This is a genomic window from Leifsonia xyli (assembly GCA_001647635.1).
Classification (GTDB): Bacteria; Actinomycetota; Actinomycetes; order Actinomycetales; family Microbacteriaceae; genus Leifsonia; species Leifsonia xyli_A.
Genome location: CP014761.1, coordinates 2,748,907 through 2,769,638, shown reverse-complemented (window position 1 = coordinate 2,769,638; position 20,732 = coordinate 2,748,907). Strand labels below are relative to the sequence as shown.

At 68.7% G+C, this 20,732-nt stretch carries 16 protein-coding genes and 1 pseudogene; 6 read left to right on the top strand and 11 right to left on the bottom strand.

The features are described 5' to 3' along the window. Window positions 1–14: 14 nt before the first annotated feature. Together A0130_13620 and A0130_13615 are read right to left on the bottom strand one after the other, a co-directional pair. Window positions 15–686 carry a hypothetical protein gene (locus A0130_13620; GenBank protein ANF32570.1) on the bottom strand — a complete coding sequence of 224 codons (672 nt, stop codon included), beginning with the start codon at window positions 684–686 and terminating at the stop codon, window positions 15–17. Then, a complete protein-coding gene (locus A0130_13615; protein ID ANF32569.1) occupies window positions 683–2,179 on the bottom strand; it encodes a hypothetical protein in 1,497 nt (498 codons plus the stop codon). The genes A0130_13620 and A0130_13615 overlap by 4 nt, the downstream gene beginning before the upstream one ends. Before the next feature lie 195 nt (window positions 2,180–2,374). Between A0130_13615 and A0130_13610 the strand changes: the two genes are divergently transcribed. The 3 genes from A0130_13610 to A0130_13600 are packed head-to-tail and all read left to right on the top strand — an operon-like array spanning window position 2,375 to window position 6,438. After that, the gene (locus tag A0130_13610) at window positions 2,375–3,877 is read left to right on the top strand and encodes an amino acid transporter (GenBank protein ANF32568.1); all 1,503 of its coding nucleotides are present in this window, start codon (window positions 2,375–2,377) and stop codon (window positions 3,875–3,877) included. Between the two features lie 12 nt (window positions 3,878–3,889). Beyond that, window positions 3,890–5,887, top strand: a complete 1,998-nt coding sequence (locus tag A0130_13605) for a tyramine oxidase (protein ANF32567.1) — start codon at window positions 3,890–3,892, stop codon at window positions 5,885–5,887. After that, window positions 5,887–6,438, top strand: coding sequence for a hypothetical protein (locus tag A0130_13600; GenBank protein ANF32566.1), 552 nt, complete (start codon window positions 5,887–5,889; stop codon window positions 6,436–6,438). Before A0130_13605 ends, A0130_13600 begins: the two co-directional genes overlap by 1 nt. Before the next feature lie 30 nt (window positions 6,439–6,468). Here A0130_13600 and A0130_13595 read toward each other — a convergent pair whose 3' ends face one another. The 6 genes and pseudogenes from A0130_13595 to A0130_13570 form a co-directional block, all read right to left on the bottom strand. Then, complete coding sequence (locus A0130_13595; protein ANF32565.1) at window positions 6,469–7,638, bottom strand: hydrolase; 1,170 nt, start codon at window positions 7,636–7,638, stop codon at window positions 6,469–6,471. A gap of 24 nt (window positions 7,639–7,662) precedes the next feature. Beyond that, window positions 7,663–8,448 carry a 3-oxoacyl-ACP reductase gene (locus A0130_13590; protein ANF32564.1) on the bottom strand — a complete coding sequence of 262 codons (786 nt, stop codon included), beginning with the start codon at window positions 8,446–8,448 and terminating at the stop codon, window positions 7,663–7,665. Then, window positions 8,445–9,442 (bottom strand): annotated as a pseudogene (locus tag A0130_13585) (hydroxylase). The gene A0130_13590 and the pseudogene A0130_13585 overlap by 4 nt, the downstream one beginning before the upstream one ends. Continuing rightward, the gene (locus A0130_13580) at window positions 9,439–10,572 is read right to left on the bottom strand and encodes a 2-polyprenyl-6-methoxyphenol hydroxylase (protein ID ANF32563.1); all 1,134 of its coding nucleotides are present in this window, start codon (window positions 10,570–10,572) and stop codon (window positions 9,439–9,441) included. The pseudogene A0130_13585 and the gene A0130_13580 overlap by 4 nt, the downstream one beginning before the upstream one ends. A 46-nt stretch (window positions 10,573–10,618) precedes the next feature. Then, on the bottom strand, window positions 10,619–11,617 hold the full coding sequence (locus A0130_13575; protein ID ANF32562.1) for a cyclase: 999 nt from the start codon (window positions 11,615–11,617) through the stop codon (window positions 10,619–10,621). A gap of 5 nt (window positions 11,618–11,622) precedes the next feature. Next, complete coding sequence (locus tag A0130_13570; GenBank protein ANF32561.1) at window positions 11,623–12,642, bottom strand: catechol 1,2-dioxygenase; 1,020 nt, start codon at window positions 12,640–12,642, stop codon at window positions 11,623–11,625. 203 nt (window positions 12,643–12,845) lie between these two features. Between A0130_13570 and A0130_13565 the strand changes: the two genes are divergently transcribed. Continuing rightward, the gene (locus A0130_13565; GenBank protein ID ANF32560.1) at window positions 12,846–14,111 is read left to right on the top strand and encodes a transcriptional regulator; all 1,266 of its coding nucleotides are present in this window, start codon (window positions 12,846–12,848) and stop codon (window positions 14,109–14,111) included. Window positions 14,112–14,434: 323 nt separating this feature from the next. Further along, entirely contained in the window at window positions 14,435–15,445 is a 1,011-nt protein-coding gene (locus A0130_13560; protein ANF33444.1) for a restriction endonuclease subunit R, read from the top strand. Between the two features lie 79 nt (window positions 15,446–15,524). Here A0130_13560 and A0130_13555 read toward each other — a convergent pair whose 3' ends face one another. Together A0130_13555 and A0130_13550 are read right to left on the bottom strand one after the other, a co-directional pair. Next, on the bottom strand, window positions 15,525–15,899 hold the full coding sequence (locus tag A0130_13555) for a hypothetical protein (protein ANF32559.1): 375 nt from the start codon (window positions 15,897–15,899) through the stop codon (window positions 15,525–15,527). Window positions 15,900–16,733: 834 nt separating this feature from the next. Beyond that, window positions 16,734–17,189: a hypothetical protein gene (locus tag A0130_13550; protein ANF32558.1), complete on the bottom strand. Its 456-nt coding sequence runs from the start codon at window positions 17,187–17,189 to the stop codon at window positions 16,734–16,736. A gap of 575 nt (window positions 17,190–17,764) precedes the next feature. Here A0130_13550 and A0130_13545 point away from each other — a divergent pair. Beyond that, window positions 17,765–18,490, top strand: a complete 726-nt coding sequence (locus tag A0130_13545) for a hypothetical protein (protein ID ANF32557.1) — start codon at window positions 17,765–17,767, stop codon at window positions 18,488–18,490. A gap of 1,263 nt (window positions 18,491–19,753) precedes the next feature. On the opposite strand, the gene A0130_13540 is transcribed toward A0130_13545, so the two are convergent. Further along, window positions 19,754–20,041, bottom strand: a complete 288-nt coding sequence (locus A0130_13540; protein ANF32556.1) for a hypothetical protein — start codon at window positions 20,039–20,041, stop codon at window positions 19,754–19,756. Window positions 20,042–20,732: the final 691 nt, after the last annotated feature.

The window sequence follows — 20,732 nt, the reverse complement described above, 5'->3', positions numbered from 1 at the left end:
CCGGCGGCCCCACGTCAGTCGTCGATCAGGGGGCCGATGCGCGCCGCCGAGTCCGCGACGAGGGCGAGCAGACCGTCCCTGTCCGCCAGGCGCGCAGCGGGCATGGCGAGCGCGAGGCCGCCGACGAGCCGGTCGTCCTTTCCGCGCACCGGGATGGCCAGGCAGCCGAAGCCGGGCGTGAGCTCCCCCTCCTGCGTGGTGTAGCGGGTCGGCGACGGGATGGTGCGCGCGGCCCGCTCCGCCAGGAGGAGCCTCCCGAGAGCCGACACGGACAGGTCGGTCGTGATGCGCCGCGGGTCGGAGAGCGGGAAGTCGGGGTCCACGTCGACCGGCACGACGTGTCCGTTGCGGAACACCGCGAGGTGGACGCCCCCGCGGATGCGGCCGCGCAGGTCCGCCAGCGTCTCCCGCACGGACAGGGCGGCATCCTGCGCATGGGCGACGTCGGCGAGCTCGGCGACCTTGCGCCCGAGGGCGAAGCCGCGCAGGTCGGGCATCCGGACCAGATACTCGTCCTGCACGAGCAGGTTGATCAGCCGGTAGGTCGTGGCGCGGGGAAGGCCCAACCGATCCGAGAGCTGCTGAGCGGTGACTCCCGGGCCGGCGTGGGCGACGGCTTCCAGGACCGCGAGCGCGCTGTGGATCGCACCCGGCTGCCGACCGCTGAGCTCGCTCACCGCCGTCATGGCGCGCCACCGAGCACATCCTTCGGCGTGGGTTCGTCGTAGAGCCCGATCCGCGCCAGCGCCTGGGTGCGCGTGCGCCGGCAGACCGCATACGCGAGGAGGGCCCCGACGGCGGCCACCGCGAGGATGAAGACCGCGAGCCAGCGCGGTCCGGACACCTCCAGCCAGATGTCGAGCCCGAGCGCAGCCACCAGACCGGTCGCCGCCACGCCCGCCGCCACGGCCGGTCCCACGGTGAACTCGCCGATGCGCCGCAGGAAGAACGGCGTCGCCGCGCAGACGAGCGCGTAAGCGGTCATGTACCCCGCGGCGGCGCAGACGACGACGATCCCCATCGCCTGCCAGGGGTCCATCCCGAACAGGACCAGGGCTGCCGGGACGGCGACCTCGACCGCGACGCCCCACGCGAGCGCGATGTGCGGCGTGCGGAACCGGCGGTGGGTGCGCCCGAGCGCCTGCGGCGCGATCCCCTCCCGCCCGAGCGAGAACAGCACGCGGCCGAGCGCGGTCGTCGACGCCAGGGCGCATGCGATGAACGAGCACGTAAGGGCCGCATCGAGCAGCAGGCCGATCCAGCCGACCCCGGCACGGGAGGCCAGGTCGTTCACCGGGCTCGAACTGCTCGCCAGCGAGCCGCCGAACGCGTCGAACCCCGCGAGCTGCGTGTAGGCCGACAGGAGGTAGAGACCTCCGGCGGCGATCACGGTCCAGCGGATGGTCCGCGGCACGGTGGCGAAGGGCCGGCGCGCCTCCACCCCGAGCGTCGCCGCGCTTTCGAAGCCGACGAAGGCGGTGATGGCGACCGTCGTGCCCGCGGCCAGCTCCGGTCCGCTCACCCCCCGGGGCACGGCGACGGCCGAGAACGCGGTGGGTGGCACCGTGGCCAGGAGCACGCCGATGAGGACCAGGATGGCCGCGATCGAGGCGAGTTCGATGACGAGGGTCACGCGCGCGGAGATGCGGATGCCGCGCCAGAGGACGAGCAGGCACACGCCCCCGAACACCAGCAGCAGCACGATGACCAGCGGCTCGGACCCGGCGACGCCGGCCTCCGTGCGCCGGAGCAGCGTGAGCGTGTAGTAGGCCGCACCCAGCAGCGCGAACATCGCGACGAAGCCGTAGCCGACCAGCATCGCCGCAGCGGTCGCGAAGCCCGCCCGGACGCCGAGACCCCGCGCGGCGAAGGTGTACAGCGAGCCGGTCGCCGCCATCCGGCGGGTGAACTGGTTGATCGCGTAGGCGACGAGCGCCATGAGCACACCGGCGAGCAGGAACGCCAGGAGCGTCCCCGAACCGGCGCGGGCCGCGACAAGGGCCGGGCAGGTCGCGGCCGCAGCAGACGGCGCGACCGCGCCGACCGACTGGGCGAGCACATCCACGAAGCCGAGGCTGCGACGGTCCAGCCCGGCCATCGGCGAGCGCGACGGGAGACCATCGACCGGCCGCGGGTCGGAGATCGCTCGGCTGAGGGCCGTCCTGTTGAGTGCGGTCACGTGCTGCTCCTGCCCGCGAGGCTATGCAGCGCGTGTTGCGAGCGCGTTTCACCGTCGTCACGATCCGGTGACCGCCGAATGCGACAGACGCGTCTCATTTGGCGGGCGCGGACTCTTCACGGGAGCGGAACCCGGGTGCAACACCGGCCATCGAGACTGGCCGCACCCATCCCACCACTCCTGGAGGAGATTCCCATGACGGCAGCACAGGAGCCGCAGGCTCTGCTGGGCGCCCCCACCGCGGTCCGGGGGCCCGGCGCGGCGCGCCAGCTCTCCGGCCGGCTCGGCGTCGGCTCGATCGTGTTCATGGTGGTCGCTGCGGCGGCCCCGCTCACCGTGATCGGCGGCGGCTTCCCCGTCGCTGTGCTGCTCGGCAACGGCGCAGGCGTTCCGAGCATGTTCGCGATCGGCGCGGTCATCCTGCTGTTCTTCTCGGTCGGACTCAGCGCCATGAGCCGGTTCATCCCGCGGCCCGGCGCCTTCTTCACCTACGTCGGGTACGGGATGGGGCGCCCGCTCGGCCTCGCCGCCGCCTACTTGGCCCTTCTGACGTACACGACCGTGCAGGTCGCGGTGTACGGCTACCTCGGCGCCACCCTCGAGTCGTCGGTCGTCGCCCTACACGGCCCCGACCTCCCCTGGTACGTGTACTCGCTCGCGATGATCGCGCTGGTCGGGGTGCTCGGCTACCGCCACATCGAGCTGAGCTCGCGGGTGCTCGGCGTCCTGCTGATCGCCGAGGTCGGCATCGTCATCGTGCTGTCGCTGGTCATCATCGCCACCGGCGGCGCCACGGGCCTGTCGCTGGCCCCGTTCGAACCGGCCACGGTGCTCTCCGGCTCGCCGGGCATCGGGCTCATGTTCGCTCTGGCCGGCTTCATCGGCTTCGAGTCGACGGCGATCTTCCGCGATGAGGCCAAGGAGCCGGAGAAGACCATCCCGCGGGCGACCTACATCGCGGTGATCGCGATCGGGCTGTTCTACACCTTCACGTCCTGGGCGCTGGTCATGGGCTGGGGTCCGGCGAACATCGTGGACGTCGTCGCGAAGGACACGGGCGGATTCATCGTCAACACCGCGGTGCACTACCTCGGGACCGTTGGCGGCGTCATCGTCAACGTGCTGCTGGTCACCAGCCTGTTCGCGTGCGTCCTCTCGTTCCACAACGTCGTCACCCGCTACCAGCACTCGATGTCGAACGCGTCCGTCTTCCCGGCGCGCCTCGGCCGGGTGCACGGCCGACACTCCTCGCCGTACGTGTCGTCGCTCGTCCAGACGGTCACGGCTGCGGTGCTGATCGCCGCGTTCGCCCTGTTCCGCCTGGACCCCGTGTTGCAGGTGTTCACCTGGTTCAGCGGCATTGCGACGCTCGCCATCGTCGTCCTGATGGCCCTGACCTGCCTCGCCGTGATCGTCTACTTCGCCAGGAAGAAGACCGGCGCCGGACTGTGGCGGACGGTGATCGCGCCGATCATCGGACTCTTCGGCCTCGTCGGCGTGACCCTCATCATCGTCGACAACTTCCCGCTCCTCATCGGCGACGTGGACGCGAAGGGCACGCCCGTGCTCGGCCCGCTCTCGATCGCCTTCTTCCTGGCCATGCTCGCCTTCCCCGTCTTCGGGATCGTGCAGGCCGTCGTGCTCCGGCGTCGCAACCGCGCCGCGTACGAGAACATCATCGACACCATCAGCGCCTAGGAGACGCCCGCCATGACGACCGAACTGCCCCTCACCCTGTCCTCCGGCCCCGGAACACCCGCGGGAGTGCTGTCCAGCCTCACCGCGGCCGAGATCGAGGACGTCACCCGCATCCTCGGCATCGCCGGTCTCGTCTCCCCGACCACGCGGTTCGTCTACGTCGGGCTGCTCGAGCCCGACAAGGCCGACGTGCTCGCCGCCCTCGACGGCGGTCCCGTCCCCGACCGCGAGGCGCGGGCGCTGCTGCTCGACGTCTCCACCGGCGCCAGCTGGGATGCGACCGTCTCGCTCACGAAGGACGATGTGGTCACCCTCGTCCCCATCGACGGCTCCCGCGGTCAGGTGCCGATCCTCGAGGAGGAGTTCGAGGCGATCGGCGGCATCCTCGAAGCGGACGCGGGCTGGCTCGCGGCGCTGACCGCCCGGGGCCTCGACCCGGAGCATGTGGTCTACGCACCGCTCTCCCCCGGCTCCTACCCGATCGCCGGGGAGGAGGGCCGGCGCATCATCCGCGTCTTCGCCTTCCGGATGGATCACGCCGACGACCACCCGTGGGCGCACCCGGTCGACGGCCTGTGCGCCTACGTCGACGTGATCGCCAAGGAGGTCACCCAGGTCGTCGACGCCGCTCCGCTGCCCGTGCCGGAGGAACCGGGCAACTTCCAGTTGGAGTCCGAGCGCCCCGCACCCCTGACCGGTCTCAAGCCGATCTCCATCACCCAGCCGGAGGGACCGAGCTTCTCGGTCGACGGCGACACCGTCACCTGGGCGAACTGGTCCTTCTCCCTCGGCTTCGACGCCCGCGAGGGGCTCATCCTGCGGAACCTGGCCTTCGCCGACCCCGACCAGGACGGAGCCGTGCGGCCCGTCATCTACCGCGCATCCATTGCCGAGATGGTGGTGCCGTACGCGGACCCGTCGCCCACGCGCTACTGGCAGAACTACTTCGACACCGGCGAGTACCTGTTCGGACGCTTCGCGAACTCCCTCACGCTCGGCTGCGACTGCCTGGGCGAGATCCGCTACTTCGACGCGGTCCTCTCCGACGAGTTCGGCCGGCCGCGCACGATCGAGAACGCGATCTGCATGCACGAGGAGGACTACGGGACGCTCTGGAAGCACACCGACCTCTTCACCGGCGCGAACGAGGTTCGCCGCAGCCGCCGGCTGGTGATCAGCTTCTTCACCACGGTCGGCAACTACGACTACGGCTTCTACTGGTACCTCTACCTCGACGGCACCATCGAGTGCGAGGCGAAGCTCACGGGCATCCTGTTCACATCGTCGTACATCGAGGGCTCCCCCACCGCGAGCGAGGTCGCGCCCGGACTCGGCGCCCCGTACCACCAGCACCTGTTCTCCGCGCGCCTCGACATGATGGTGGACGGACTCGCCAACGCGGTCGAGGAGGTGGATGCGGTGCGCCTCCCGATCGGCGAGGGCAACCCCTACGGCAACGCCTTCACGAGCCGGACCACGCGCATCCTGAGCGAGTCCGAGGGCGCGCGGGACGCCGACGCCTCCGTCGGCCGGACCTGGCACATCGTCAACACGGAGAAGACGAACCGTCTGGGTCGCCCGACCGGCTACGTCCTCCACGCCGAGCAGAACCCGACGCTGATGGCGGACCCGTCCGCCTCCGTCACCGCGCGTGCCGCCTTCACCACCAAACAGGTGTGGGTGACCCAGTACGCCTCGGACGAGCGGTACCCCGCGGGCGAGTTCGTCAACCAGAACCCGGGCGGCGACGGGCTGCCGGCCTACATGGCCGCCGACCGCTCGCTCGACGGCGAGGACATCGTGCTGTGGCACACGTTCGGGCCGACGCACTTCCCCCGTGTCGAGGACTGGCCGGTGATGCCCGTGGACTACGCCAAGTTCACGCTGAAGCCCTACGGCTTCTTCGGCCGCAACCCCGCCCTCAACGTCCCGGCCGAGGCGCCGGAGCACTGCGCGCCCGGTCACGACGGTCACGCCGGTCACGGCCACGACGGTCACCACCATCACTGATGGTCGAGGCGCTCCACCTCGGCAGCATGCTCCCGGCCACGCTGGGAGCATGCTGCCTGGCCGGCGGCGGTGACCGGCGCTCGGCGACGGCCTGGCTCGGGATGCTCGCCATGCTGGCGGCGATGACGGACACGATGGTCCTGCCCGCGCCGCTCCTCCCCCCGGTCGCGTGGGCGGCGCTGCTGGTCGTGCTGGCGATCGCGACGGCGGCGCGGACGCGGCCCCGGACCGGCGCTGCCGTAGCCCGCGAGACCCACCCGACCATGGGACTGCACCGCGCCCTCCAGGGCCTGCTGATGGCCGGACTCCTCCTCGTCATGTCCGCCCACCAGCACGCCGGTCGCTTGGTCACGCAGGCGACGACCTCGGCGCACGCAGCCCACGCCATGGGCGCGACGTGGCTTCCGTTGGCTCTGGCCGGCGCAGCACTGGCCTTCGCGGCCTATTCCGCCCGACTGCTAGCGCGACGCGGCGCGCGCCGGCTCGACCGTGCGGAGGCCGCGCTCGGAGGGTTCGCGATCGCGGCCATGACGGTCGCGGCGCTCGTGTGAGCTGGTACCCCTGAAACGCAGGGATCTGTTTCAGGAGTCCTGGCCCACCGTCTCGAACGTCTCGGCGACCCAGTCGGCGATGATGCCGGCGACGTACGGCATGTTGTCGATCGAGATGTGCTCGGTGCCGCCCTCGGGGTCGTCGAAGATCCGCAGCTCCCGCTTGGGGCTGTTCACCGCTTGGTCGAACGTCTCATGCGCATACCGCACCGGGATCTGCCGGTCGCCGGCGCCGTGGGTGATCAGCAGCGGCACAGTGATCTGCTCGGCGACGCCGTTCAGGTGCATCCCCGCGGTCTTCTCGATGAAGGCGTCCATCGAGTCCACGCCCCACACCCAGAACACGTGGTCCCAATAGTGCGGCACCGGGTTCTCGCCCTCGCGGTTGCGGCGCGCCTCCTGCACCGCGGCCCAGTTGTGGTTCGCGCCCCACGCGACGGCGAGCTTCAGCCGCTTCTCGAAGGCGGCGGCGCGCGGCGCGTAGTAGCCGCCGAGCGACCAGCCGACGATGCCCAGCCGGTCGACGTCGGCGTTCAGCTCTGACGCGTTCGCCTCGATCCAGTCGACGATCGCCGCCGCCCAGACCTCGGTGTCGTAGCGCGCGGTGAGTCCGCGCAGCCGCAGCGCCTCGCCGGAGCCGGGCGTGTCGATCATGAGGGTGGAGATGCCGCGTTCGGCGAGCATCTTCGGGAACCCTGAGTAGTACATCATCTCCTTGGTCGAGTCGAGACCGTTCCACTGGATGACGACGGGATGCGGACCGTCACCCGGCGCGCGGTAGAAGTAGCCGGGCAGCGAGGACCCCTCGTACGGCACCTCGACGCGGGTGAGCGGGATGCGGCTCAGCTCGACGTGCTTCAGCAGCAGGTCGATGGACTTCTGATAGGCGGCGTTCCGTCCCTCCCACCGCGGCGACTGCAGGCGCTCGGCCTGGGACGTGTAGAGGGACGCGCGGTAGTAGGTCTCGCCCGCGCCGATCCGCCGCCCGGCGGCCTCGTCGGCGGCGGCCTTCGCGACCAGCCGGTCGGCGACCGCGGCCCACGCGGCGTACAGCTCGGCGGTGCCGGCGTCGTCCCCGTTCTGCGAGGCCAGCAGCACCGGCTTGCACGCGCGGTCGACCTCGTCGATGTATCCGCCGTTGTTGAGCGTCGCGACGACCGCGAGGCTCCACACATAGTTGGTCGGGAAGTACATGAACACGAGGGGACTCCTTCTTGCCTGTGGTCAGCGGGCGCCGGCGGCGATGCGGTCGGCGAGGTGCTTGGCGCCGGCCGACGAGGCGAAGCCCCCGTCGACGGGGATGTCGGCGCCGGAGATGTAGGCCGCCGCGTCCGAGAGGAGGAAGGCGACCAGGCCCGCCACGTCGGCGGGCTCGCCGAGCCGTTCGAGCGGGGTGAGGTCGAGCTGCGCCTCGCGCATGGCGCCGGGCGCGTTCGCGGTCATGCCGGTCTCGATGAAGCCGGGGTGGATGGTGTTGACGCGGATGCCGCGCGGGCCGTACTCGGTGGCGGCGACGCGCGAGAGGCCGCGCAGGCCCCACTTGGATGCGGTGTAGGCGGCCGTGTAGTGCCCGGTCAGGCCCGCCACCGAACCGACGTTCACGATCGACGAGCCCGCGGACATCAGCGGTGCGAGGGCGCGCATCCCGAGCATGGGCCCGGTCAGGTTCACGGCCAGCACGCGGTCCCAGTCGTCGCGGGCGGTGTCGGCGATGCCCGCGCGGTGCGTGACGCCCGCATTGTTGACGAGGCCGCGGAGCGGAACGCCGGCCAGCTCGGCTTCGATCGTCGCGGCGAGCGCCGCCCACCCGTCCTCATCCGTCACATCCAGCGTCCACACGTCGATGCCCGACGGGAGGCCGCCCTCCGCCTCGACCACGTCGGTGGCGATCACGCGCGCACCTGCCGCGGCGAGCAGCAGGGCCTCGGCGAGCCCCTGGCCTCGCGCGGCCCCCGTGACGACGACGGTCGAGCCGGCGAGACCGCCGGTGAGTTCCGGGCCGGAGGTCATGGCGCGACCTGGTCCGCCTGCGCCCGCTCGCGCCGGCGGGAGCGGTGCCGCGCGGGCGGGAGGTCGGGCGCCGCGACCGCCGTGCCGACCGGGCCGATCAGCTCGCCGATGCCCTCGACGACCATGCGCACCGTGTCGCCCTCGACCAGCGGGCGCGGGGTGAGCTCCCGCGGCGCCCCCACAGCTCGGCGAGGCAGCCGCCGTTGCCGGTCGTCCCCGACCCGAGCACGTCGCCGGGGACGACGCGGGAGTTGCGGGAGGCGTACGCGACGAGCTCGGGGAACGGCCAGCCCATGTTGGAGACCAGGTCGTGCCCGACGAGCTCGTCGTTCACGAAGACCTCGGCGCGGATCGCGAGGAAGCCGTCGGCGTCGAGGAACGGCTCGAACTCGTCGGCGGTGACAATCCACGGGCCGAGGCTCATCCCGAAGTCCTTGCCCTTCGCCGGTCCCAGGCGCACTTTCATCTCCCGCGACTGCAGGTCGCGTGCGGACCAGTCGTTCATGATCGTGTAGCCGAAGATCGCCGCGCTGGCCTCGTCCGGAGTGAGGTTCGCCTCCCGCGAGCCGGGAGTGCCGCCGACGACGGCCGCCAACTCCAGCTCGAAGTCGAGCCGTTGCGTGACCGGAGGCCGCACGGGCTCGCCGGGGCCGAGGACCGTGTGCGGGTTGGTGAAGTAGAAGGTGGGCGCCTGGTACCACTCGGGCACCACCTCGCTCTTGCCGTCGACGGAGGCGCTGACGCCTTCGACGTGCTCCTCGAACGCCACGAAGTCCCGGATGGATGCGGGCACCAGTGGCGCGAGCAGACGCACGTCCAGCAGGGGGCGGCCGACGGCGTCCGCGACCTGGGCGTGCAGGCGCCGGGCCTCGGCGAGACCGCGCGCCAGCACGTCGGAGACGGTCAGGCCGTCCGGGAACGGCACGACCGCGTCGCCGACGACGAAGCCCTCGCCGACAGCCCCGGTCGTGTCGCTCCAGCGCGCGATCCTCATGCCGGCTCCGCCATCCGGTGCGCGATCCCGAACATCAGCCCGGGCGCGTCCGCGTCCGGGTCGTGGTCGATCTGCCACTGGCCGAGCTGCACCGACGCCTCGACGACCGCCTGGGCGCGAGGCACCCGACGGGCGTGGAACGCATCCCACAGCGCGTCGTCGAGCGCGTCGGCCGAGACCAGCAGCTCGGTCAGCACGACGGCGTCCTCGAGCGCCTGAGCGGCGCCCTGCGCGATCGTGGGCGGACAGCTGTGCGCCGCGTCGCCGATGACCACGGCGCGGCCGCGATTCCAGGGAGCGGGGACGATGTGGTGCGTGAACCAGGTGTAGTTGACGTGCGCCCCGCGCTCCAGGTCGGCGCGGATGTCGTTCCACGGGCCGCCGTACGCCGCTGACTCCTCGATCATGATCGCCGTAGCCTGCTCGTCCGTCAGGCCCTGGCGGTCCTGCGCCGCCTCCACGAGGAAGGCGTACATCGTGTCCTCGCCGGTGGGGGTGTAGCCGGCGATGTAGACCGGGCCGCCGTAGTAGAGCTCGCTGCGCTCCACCGACGCGGGCCGCGAGACGAAGGCGCGCCAGATCCCCATGCCGGTCCGCTGCGGCTCGGTCTCGATGCCGATCAGCCGCCGCACGCCCGAGTTGAGCCCGTCGGCGCCGATGAGCAGGTCGTAGGTGCCGGCCGGACGTCCGCCCACCTCGACGGCGACCCCGTCGGGTCCCTCGGAGACCGCGGTCACGGGGGCGCCGAAGGTGACGGTCGCGCCCGCGGCCTCGGCGTGACGGAGCAGGATGCGCGCGAGATCCGGCCGGTACATCCCGCCGGTCGCCGGGAAGTCGGGGCCGCCCGTCTTCACATCCGGCAGCTCGGCGACGACCGGCGCATCCGGACCCGGCGCGCGGAGGGTGAGCCCCTCGAAGAAGTAGCCCGCGGACTGCACGTCTTCCCAGACGCCCAGCGCGTCGAACGCCCGCAGGGCGTTGCCCTGGAGGGTGATGCCCGAGCCCAGCGCGCTGAGCTCCGGCTTCGCATCGAACACGTCGACGTCGACGCCCGCCTTGGCGAGTTGGATGGCGGCGGCCAGACCGGCGACGCCGGCTCCGGCGATGGCGACCTTGGTGACAGCGGTCACGTCAAGAACCTCTCTGTTCTCTCTTCAGCGGCCCCGCGTGGGGCGACTACAGCACTGCGATGGGGTTGACCGGCGATCCGACCGCTCCCGTGATCGGCAGCGGCGGCGCCGAGAGGAGGAAATCGTATCTCCCGAGCCGCGCGCACTCGGACGCGAGCTCCTCCAGGTCCCACATCTCGCCGATCGTGAGCCCGATGTTCGGGATGACGACCTGGTGCAGCGGCTGGAAGGCGGGCACGTCGAACTCGTTCGGTCGCACCTCGAACCCCCAGGTGTCCGTCGCGATCGCGGCGATCTCGGAGTCGTGGAGCCAGCCCGCCGTAGTCAGCGAGAGCCCCGGCGCCGGCCCTCCCGCGTACTCGCCCCAGCCGTCCCGCCGCACGCGGGCGAGTTGGCCGGTGCGCACCAGGACGATGTCTCCGGTGCGCACCGTGCTCGTCGCACCCTGAGCCTCGGCGCAGGATCGGAGGTCGGCCGCCGTGATGGCGTAGCCGTCCTCCAGCTCACCGGACTCGGGGCGCAGGTGCCGTCCGACGTCGAGCAGCACGCCGCGCGAGACGATCGCGGCGGCCGCGTTCTCGATGCCGGTCACCAGGTCGCCGTCGCTGGTCACGACGTCGCCCGCGCGGCGGCCGTTCCAGGCGAAGCCGTGGTCGAAGATGTGGCCGAGGCCGTCCCACTGGGTGGAGCATTGCAGCGGCATGGCGATGACGTCGTCGGCGCCGCCCAGTCCGTGCGGGAAGCCCTGGCTGCCGCGCTCGGCGTCGGTCCCGGTGTCGAGCATCGTGTGCACCGGGTTGGTGCGGCGGCGCCATCCCTTCTGCGGGCCGTTCATGTCGAACGACTGCGAGAGCGACACCGCGATGCCCTCGCGGACCAGCCCGGCAGCGCGTGCCCGTACGTCGGCGCCGATGAAGTTGAGCGTGCCCAGCACGTCGTCCTCACCCCAGCGGCCCCAGTTGCGGTAGGCGTCGGCGCGCGCGGCGATCTCGGCCTCCGGGTCGTTGCGGTCCAGGTCGGCAGGGCTCGCGCTCGGCGCTGCCACGGCGGTCAGCCCCGGCCCTGGACGGCGTACGGGTTGAGCAGCGCGTCCTTGATCTCGTCCGGGACGCCCTCCTCCGTCGCGCTCGGGCCGTCGGCCGCGGGGAACGACTCCGTCATCGACATCGGCATGGCGCCGTTGCGGTAGAAGTTGTTCGAGCCGAGCGACGGCTTCCAGGTGTTCGGCTGCCAGTCCGGCACGTAGTTGCGGTAGCCGCCGGTGTTGAGCTCGATCCGCAGCGTCGACGGCTCGCGGTAGTAGAGGAACGTCTGCTCGCCGATCCCGTGGATGGAGGGGCCGTACTCGATCGGCACCCCGTTCTCCATCAGGGTGTCGGCCGCGATCAGCAGCTCCTCGTAGGTGTCGACCCAGAACGCGTAGTGGTTGACGCGGCCGGCCCGGGTGGATCCGTCGAGCACGACTCCGAGGTCGTGCGACTTCTCGTTCGTGGTCAGCACCGAGAAGATCGAGACCGGCGCTTCGTCGAGCACCGTGCGGGCCATGATGCGGAAGCCGAGCACGTCGTTGTACCAGGCCGCGAAGGCGTCGACGTCGCTGGTCGCGATCGTGACGTGGTCGAGCTGACGCGGAGCGCCCGCGACCTTGCTGCGCTTCTCCGGGCGGTCCGGGTAGATCGACGCGACGTGGCCGGGTGCCTGGTGGCGCGTCACGTCCCAGTGCAGGGTCATCGAGTGACCCCACGGACCCGTGAACCGGAATGCGCGGCCGATGGTGTGCACGTCATCCAGCCACTCGCCCTCGATGCCGGCGGCCTGGACGCGCGAAGCCGCCTCCTCCAGAGCCTCGGCGCTCGAAGTGCGCCAGGCCATCGTCACGAGCGTCGGCTCGGGGCCGGGCGAGACGACGACCGAGTAGGCGTAGTAGTCGCCCCAGCAGCGGAGGTAGACGGAGCCGTCGATGCGATCGACGACGGTCAGCCCGACCTGTTCCTCGTAGAACTTCACGGACGCCTCGACATCGGGGGACGTGATCTCCACATACGACAGGTGGGAGAGAAGCTTGATCATCCTTGATCCTTTCCAGACGGGCGGAGGTGGGTGCCCGGTATCAACTCTCGGGGGCGCGCTTTCATCGGGGAACCGCATATCGGCTATGCGGGGGATCAATGAGAGTGATTTCCAAGGTGCGTATCGGTCAAACTTCAGTCGCAGTACGACTCAAGAAGGGGGCGCGCGCGACGAAAGCACCCGCTCTTGTGTCAGAATCGAGCATGGCCAGGGAATCCGCACTCCGATTCGGCGCGCAGACGGACGAGGTGATGAGCCTGCTCCGCGTGGTCAATCTCGTGCGCACAGGGGAGGCCGACACGCGCCCCGAGATCGGGCGCCTCACGGGCCTCGGCCGCGGCGTCGTGACGCAGCGCGTCGATGCGGCGATCGAGATGGGATTCCTCGAGGACGGCGAATACGGACCGTCGTCGGGAGGTCGCGCGCCGCGGACACTGCGCTTCCGCGCCGATCAGGGCCACATCGTCGTCTGCGCGCTCGGCGCCCTCCACATCCGCGTCGGGCTCTCCGACCTCGCGGGGAACGTGTCGGCCGAGGCCCATCGTCCTTGGGACATCGGCCGCGGTCCGACGGAGACCATCGAGACGGCCCTCGGGATGCTCGACGAGCTCCTGGCGCAGAGCGAGAGCCGTCCCGTGTGGGCGGTCGCGGTCGGCGTCCCCGGTCCCGTCGACTTCGAGACCGGTTCCCCCGTGGCGCCGCCCATCATGCCGGGCTGGAACGGCTTCGACGTACGGGGCCGATTCGAGCAGCGCTTCGACGCACCGGTCTGGGTCGACAACGACGTCAACCTCCTCGCGCTCACCGAGCGCAGCCACCGCCACGACGACAACGTCGACCTCATCTACTGCAAGGTGGGCAGCGGGATCGGCGCCGGACTTGTCTCGCACGGCCGCATCCACAGGGGTGCGAACGGCGCGGCCGGTGACATCGGCCACGTCCGAGTGCAGGACTCGACCGCTCAGTGCCGGTGCGGCAAGATCGGTTGCCTCGAAGCGGAGGCCTCCGGCTGGGCGATCGCACGCGACGCGGAGCAGGCGATCGCCGACGGCGCGGGCGGCATCCTCGCCGGCCTGGCCGAGCGGGGCGAGCCGATCACTCCGGCGAACATCGCGCTCGCGGCGATGGACGGCGACGCCCTGGCGATCTCGCTGGTCCAGCGGTCCGCACGGCTCATCGGCGAGTCCATTGCGGCTCTCGTCAACATGTTCAACCCGAGCGTGATCGTGGTCGGCGGTGCCGTGTCCTCGGCGGGCGAGATCTTCCTGGCCGAGGTCCGGCAGCGTGTTTACGAGCTCTCGCTCCCGCTGGCGACGCGGGATCTGTCGATCGTGCGCTCCATCGGCGACGAGAAGGAGCCGCTGCGCGGAGGCGCCCAGCTCGCCATCGAGGAGCTGTTCGACGTGACCTTCCCCCGCTGGTTCGCCGACGGCCGCCCGACGGTCGATGGCGTCAAGGCGGCTGCCTGAGAATGGCCCTGCCGATCCTGCGGGACGACGCGCTGACGGCCGACGCCGCCGGCTTCGTCCTGCGGGTGAGCCTGCCGTGGATCCGGTCGCTGCCGCTCTCCAGCGTCTCCGACGTCCGCGTCCGCATCGACGGCGACGAGTGCACGGTCGAGGTACCGGACGGCGACGGCTGGTGGTTTCTCCAGGACCGCATCGCGCTTCGCGGATCCCGACCGTTGCGGGTCGGCTCGCACCACGTCGTCGTGTCGTTCCGGCTCCTCATCCCGTACCTCCCGGGAGGCCCGGACGCGCCGCTCGTACTCGACTTCCGCGACGAGCGGCAGGTGGAGGCGACCGGCGGCGCGCCGTGGACGCTCGCCGCCAGCGCGTTCAACTGGACGCCCGAGGTGCTCCGCGCCGAACGGCCCGCCACCGACATCGCGGTCGGGATCGTCGCCACTGGAATCGCACCCGTCGTCGAGCTGGAGCCGGGCCAGCTGTGGCGCTCGTACCCCGGGACCTCGAGCGTGGAGGCGGTCGATCTGCGCGAGCGGATCGCGGCCGCGGGCGGCCGGGTCGGCATCGTCGGCGCCAGCCTCGACGATTGGCTGAGTCCCACCCGCCGGCGCGATGACGACGAGCGCTACGACTTCCTCCTCCCCCAGTTTCGGACCGCCCAGGACCTCGGCGCCGAGGGGGTGCGCCTGCCGATCGGCCAGGCGGGACCGGCGCTGCTGCGCCGCCTGCAGCCGGTGCTGCACGAGCTCGGGCTGACCCTGTACGAAGAGGTGCAGGGGCAGCAGACCCCGGATGCGCCGCACGTCGCCCACGCGCTCGATGACATCGTGGCGCTGGACGACGCGCGCATCCGGCTGCTGGTCGACACCAGCATGTTCATGCCCGCGCTGCCGGTCACCTACCTCGCCGCGCTCGCGCCGAGCATCCCCCGCCCGTTGCTGGAGCGACTGACGGTCGCGTGGCTGGAGCCGGAGACGCTGGACGCGGTCGCGTCGCACCTGCGCTCGGGCGCGGTGCCGCCGACCTCCATGGCGCTGTACATGGACCTGCTCGTCCGGTTCGGACGCTCCCCGGTGGGGGTCGTCCGCGAGATCCTGCCGCTGGTCGGCGGCTTCCACCTCAAGTTCTGGGACCTCGACGACGCCGACGGCCGCGTCTCCCAGCCGCTGCGCGACCTCGGCGCACTGCTGCGCGACGCGGCTCCCGCCTTCGACGGCATCCTGTGCAGCGAGTGGGGCGGCCACGAGTGGCTCGACGCCGACCCCGCCGAGCAGACCCGCGCGCACCTGGCGCTCGCGGGTGCCTCCCTCGGCGACCCGCAGCGCTCAATCCTGTGACTCAGAGTGCTTCCGTTCACACCCCTCTAGATTGTGCAGCGCGCCTGACACTGCGCCCTTTGCAACCGCAATTCTGGTTTCACAGGTTCACATGCTCCGGATCGATTGAGTGGACCGACCAAAGCACTCCGTCACTGTCCAGTAACCAGGCTCCGCCCTCGACTTCACGTGCAACCGCCTTGAACCAATGAACGACGATCTGCTCCCACCTGAATTCGACCGAGCATGCAGCAAGAGACGAGAGCGGCGACAACGGCGGCATGCCGACAACTCGATCAGGCGGTATCGAGAGGTCGTCGTCGGATTCGAGCGCGAATACCGTCATGATTCGTCCCTGACGGTCAGAGATCTGAGCGTAGTCGTGGCCGGCGGTCCGGCCGCCCTCCGCGACGATAAGAGCACTGAAGGTCTCGAACAGAGCCGGGTCCTCCGAAAGAATGAAGGCGCTCTTCATCGCATCTCCTTAAAGATCCCTACGAACTCGGCGGGCATACGCCCGCTAGGTACTCCTTGCCGTTCTGCTGCCTCCCAAGCACCGGCATGTCGGGCGCGTATCCGACTGTAGTGCGGCCAGTGGTCGATGCCGCGGTGGAAGTCCCCACGCCCGATGGAGCGCCGGTACGGCTTCTGAAGGAACTTCAGCCGCCTTGAGGCTGCTCGGGAACAGTGCGATCTGTCATCGCCGCGAACCATTCAGCGGTCATCGAAAAACGTTCGTCATCCCCATCTGGGCTGAGGACGCAGAGAAGTGCCCGGGCAACTCGACCATTTCTATCTTGCACATCAGTCTGGCCGGGAAACTGGTCAAGGTAGGACCACACGTGGGCTCTTTGTTCGTCCAGTGGTGAGATATTGCTCGTCTCGCCGCGCCAATACCCCTGCGCAAACGTGTATGCGGGAAGGACCTCAACCGGCAAGCGAGTCCGAGCCAGTTCGTCTAGCAACACTCTCATCAGCCCGACCCACTGCGCGACTCCATGATGGTCGGCGCGCTCCCGCGCTCTCACCGTTATCTCGTCCGCAGTCATCGGCCAACTCCAAATCTATCGAGCACTACTGCGCAGCTACTACTCTCCGCGACGACAAGAACGAATGTCTCGAACAGAGCCGGGTCCTCCGAAAGAATGAAGGCGCTCTTCATCGCATCTCGGTAACTATCGCCACGAGCTCTTCCGGCGTACACGCAATCGGTATCCCTTGCCGCGTTACCGCCTCCCAGGCGCCATTTTGCGTGTCGGGAGCGTTTCCAACTGTGGTGCGGCCCGATCCAGCGGCCGCAGCGCTTCGATTAGCGCGTCTTCCCCGTCTCGTAGATCAGCCGCCCTTGAGCTTCTTGCGCGGACAGGTAGTCCGATACAGCACGTGCGCTGCGCTCATGGGGCACATCTACAGCAAACATGCTCGACGACGACCACTCCACAAGTGCACCGAGCCCTGTCAGCTCCGCAATCACCTCGTCACGCACACCGAACATCGCCTCAGGAAAATAAACGCGGAACACGAACCGGCCCGAACGCGCGACGACCCGCTCGATCATGTAGGAGGCGTCCACTTCGACGATGTCCCCAAGCGCCAAGTCATACGCGAAGAATGGGACGCAGCAGACTTGATACCGCGTCGGCCCCACCTTCTTCGCCCACAACTGCTCGGTAGAGACGGAAGTTGACTGAGGATCGATCGACACCCCGATAACGAAGTCCGCTTGACTGCGCCAAACAGGATCCCGGTGGATTGCCTCTCTCATCGCGTTCACTCGTTTCGCCACCACTCTGGTGGCCAAGCGCCGCGATAACCCGGAGGAGGATTCACTGGAAAGTCCCTAGCGCCTTTGGATGGATTACACCAGCCGCATGTGGTTTGGGCATTTTCAAGGGTTGCATTTCCACCTCGCGACTTGGGGATGACGTGATCGATTTGGGGGCTGTCCGTCTTCATTTGGCAGTAGACGCACGTGTCAGGGTTCTCGTTGAGAGTCTGCTCCTTGATGCTACGCGGGAAGGACTTGCCCGCCGTAGGACCGCCCGCAGAGCCCGCCTTGATCTGGGGTGCCGAACCGGCCCCGCGCTTTCCACCTTGCTGGCGATGCTTCCGAGGGTTTTCCCGCTGCTGGAGGCGGCGACCAATCCCGCCACGGAGCCGGCGGCGGCGCCGATGGCGGAGCCGAGGAGCCCTCCGGCGGCACCCCAGGTCATAGCCTGGACGGCTCCCTGCACGGACTTCAGCCCGGGCTGCAGCGCGTAGGTGGTTCCTGCTGCTGCGATCCCGCCGATCATTCCCGCGGCGAGGATCGCAGCCCCGCACGCACCGAATGTGGCAGCTGTGCACGCCGCCGCGCCGAGGACCGCGGCGGCCACCGCTATGCCGACGCCGATGCCGGCCGCGACAGCGCCAACGCTTTGCCAGGTCTTCCCGGACCAGGAGAACGGGTTCCACCAGTCCTCCTTCTTCTTCGCCGACGAACGCTTCGACGACGACTTCGTCTTCGACCCGGTCGCCGACTGCTTGGGCTTGGTCTTGCCCGCCGGCGCCGCCTTCGTCTTCGCCTTTGTCTTGGACTTCGGCGTGGACTTCTGCTTCGACGGCTTCAACCCGGACGGGTCAGACAGAGTGACCGGTGAGTTGTGGGAGTACGAATACCCGTTGGACTGCGCCGGATCAGCGGCATCCAGCACCGGGTCTACTGATAGGAACCGGCCTGCGGCGGGGTCATACGCCCGGGCACCCAACTGGGTCAGCCCGGTCACCGCACTGGTCGGCGCGTTCAAGAACCCGTGCGTGGATCCCCACGACACCGCTCCCCCACGCGGGTTCCCGAACGGGTCCGAGAAGCGGCGGGTGACCTTCCCGTCAGCGGCGGCGACCGAGAGATCCTGTGTGTGCTGCAGGTCACCGGAAATCCAAGTCAGAGTCGAACCGGTGGTGCCCGCCTTCGCGCAGCACGACGAATGGGACGGCACAGGCCGCCGCTACTTCAGCGAGCACTCCATGGCCCAACTAACCAGTGAACCCGAGGAGGCCACCATCCCCGAACTCGCTGCGGCATAATCAAACAACTGACCCGCACGGTGTCGAGAAACTCCACCACGAAGCGGGACGCGGCCGCTGCGATCCCACCGATCATTCCTGCGGCGAGGATCGCAGCCCCCATTCATTTCGTAAATTGTTGGCCTACGATGCGGCCTGAGCTCATTTCAATCAAGACACGATGCCCACTCCAAGTCGATGCGGACACGGCACCGTCTCGTATTTCGAAGGCGGTGAAGGAGTCAGTTGGTTCCCTGTCGGGGAGCTCCGCACGCCAAATAACGTTGCCCGCACGGTCTACACGAAGTAGATTGCGGACACGACCAGCGCCTGACGGAGCATTGAGTAGCACTACCGCTGAATCGTTGTCTCGAGTCCTCCTTGCGTCCACCACCGGCATTTCGTCAAAACTGTAGAAGCGGCGATTGATTCGAAGCATCCCACGGTCAACCTCAAAGATTTGATCGTCCTTCATCGCAGGGCTCCTTTCGACCCAAATGAACCAGAAGGAATTCTTTCGAGGAGCTGCACTTGAGGCCACCCTCCAAGTTGATCGAAGGCCGGCGCGGCCTGCCCGACTTGCATACGCACGCCCGCAGGCAGCGTTACTTCGCTGACATGTAGCTGCATTCTCCGCTGGCAACGCCAGGCCCTGCCGTGCCGCCGCGGACGTGGCTGGCTTGACGGGCGTGAGCCATGCACCCTCCTCGCTAGCTCCGCCGCCCCACACGCGATACATCCTCTCACCGGGGCTGGAAAGGCGGCTCACAGAATTGCCCGCCCAAGGGCTCACCCGTGTGGGCGCCTCAATAGCAAGCAGTCCGGGCGATGCTTTACCTCCACCGCTCGCCTTGCTTGCGACGGCTCCAGAGACTTCCCCGCTCCTGAGGCGGCAACCGATCCTGCGAGTGATCCGGCGGCGGCGCCGATGGCGGAGCCGAGGAGGCCTCCTGCGGCACCGTAGGTCATGGCTTGGACGGCGCCTTGGACGGATTTCGGCCCGGGCTGGAGTGCGAAGGTGGTTCCTGCTGCTGCGATCCCGCCGATCATTCCTGCGGCGAGGATCGCCGCCCCGCACGCACCGAATGTGGCCGCTGTGCACGCCGCCGCCCCGAGGACCGAGAGCGTCACCAATATGCCGAATACGCCGCTCACGATTACGCAGCCTCACCACTCGTCCCAGTTGTTCCGGTTTACCGGACCAGGAGAACGGGTTCCACCAGTCGTCCTACTTCGTGCTGGCATGCGATAGGGAAATATCCCTCGCGTCTATTGGGTGAATATCTAAACCTGAGCACTCCAACGCTCGAAGTATTCGTGCACGAGGCTCTCGTCGCTCGCATCCAGCCCATTCCACTCCTCGGCGAGCTTACGTGCTGCCTCGAAGGCGTCAACCTCCGAATGGGGCCCTTGGGGGTCGTCTACGAGATCGCTGATGCTCATGAATATCCGATATGTGTCGGGTCCGTGCGGCGCTTCGAACATTTCTCCAAACGCGTACCCTCCGGCGAGGAGTGTCTCGTAGACGTCCCCTGGACCGCCGCGTAGTATCCGCTGGCTGTACTCGTCCATCGCTTGCGCGAATCTGCCTTCGGCATTTTCGTTGTCAATCACCCGGGTTTCCAATTCGTATTTTGAGTGTGTATTTGGAAGCTCCGGCTGGCGTGTAGTCGGCTGACCAGCCGTCAGACCACTCGAGCCTTCTTGTTTACCCCGCGCCCGTGTCAAATCGCTTCAGGCGGGCGTCTTCAGCGGTGCGATAAAGTTCGGCCCACGCAACGATGTCGAGCGAATCAGCTCTGAGTCCATGCTCTATTGTGCCGCCGGGCTTCGGCAGGCAGACGTACACAAAGCACGGGAACGTTGTGATTGCGGCTACGTTATCGCCTTCAAATCTTGCTGTGAGGATCAACTCGTCAATGTCAGCAGACCGGTCCACCGCTTGTCCAAGAACCGCAGGTTCTACGTTCACAAGCAGCGCCGGCTTCCCCGTCTCGAAAGTCAACACTTCCTTGACCTCGCAGCATCTGACCTGTTCGAATTGCGAACTGTCGAGGGAACTCATGTAGTAGTACGCCTTCAATGGCTCTCCTAAAATTCCGGATTTGCACCGCTCACCCTTGTCAGGCGCACCGCGCCACTATCCTGCCATCCCGGGATGATGTACTCGGGCAACCCTCCACGCATGCCGTCTAGCTCCACGGCGGATCGAGTCTTAACAACTTTGCTGGGATCGGTCAGCGTCCCTTCCAGTACGAATCGT

What these genes read in the sequence shown, in the direction of transcription:
- A0130_13605 (ANF32567.1), top strand. Translation starts at nt 3,890, where the DNA reads ATGACGACCGAACTGCCCCTCACCCTGTCCTCCGGCCCCGGAACACCC.
- A0130_13590 (ANF32564.1), bottom strand. Translation starts at nt 8,448, where the DNA reads ATGACCTCCGGCCCGGAACTCACCGGCGGTCTCGCCGGCTCGACCGTC.
- A0130_13620 (ANF32570.1), bottom strand. Translation starts at nt 686, where the DNA reads ATGACGGCGGTGAGCGAGCTCAGCGGTCGGCAGCCGGGTGCGATCCAC.
- A0130_13610 (ANF32568.1), top strand. Translation starts at nt 2,375, where the DNA reads ATGACGGCAGCACAGGAGCCGCAGGCTCTGCTGGGCGCCCCCACCGCG.
- A0130_13540 (ANF32556.1), bottom strand. Translation starts at nt 20,041, where the DNA reads ATGGACGAGTACAGCCAGCGGATACTACGCGGCGGTCCAGGGGACGTC.
- A0130_13600 (ANF32566.1), top strand. Translation starts at nt 5,887, where the DNA reads ATGGTCGAGGCGCTCCACCTCGGCAGCATGCTCCCGGCCACGCTGGGA.
- A0130_13550 (ANF32558.1), bottom strand. Translation starts at nt 17,189, where the DNA reads ATGAGAGAGGCAATCCACCGGGATCCTGTTTGGCGCAGTCAAGCGGAC.
- A0130_13570 (ANF32561.1), bottom strand. Translation starts at nt 12,642, where the DNA reads ATGATCAAGCTTCTCTCCCACCTGTCGTATGTGGAGATCACGTCCCCC.
- A0130_13555 (ANF32559.1), bottom strand. Translation starts at nt 15,899, where the DNA reads ATGAAGAGCGCCTTCATTCTTTCGGAGGACCCGGCTCTGTTCGAGACC.
- A0130_13565 (ANF32560.1), top strand. Translation starts at nt 12,846, where the DNA reads ATGGCCAGGGAATCCGCACTCCGATTCGGCGCGCAGACGGACGAGGTG.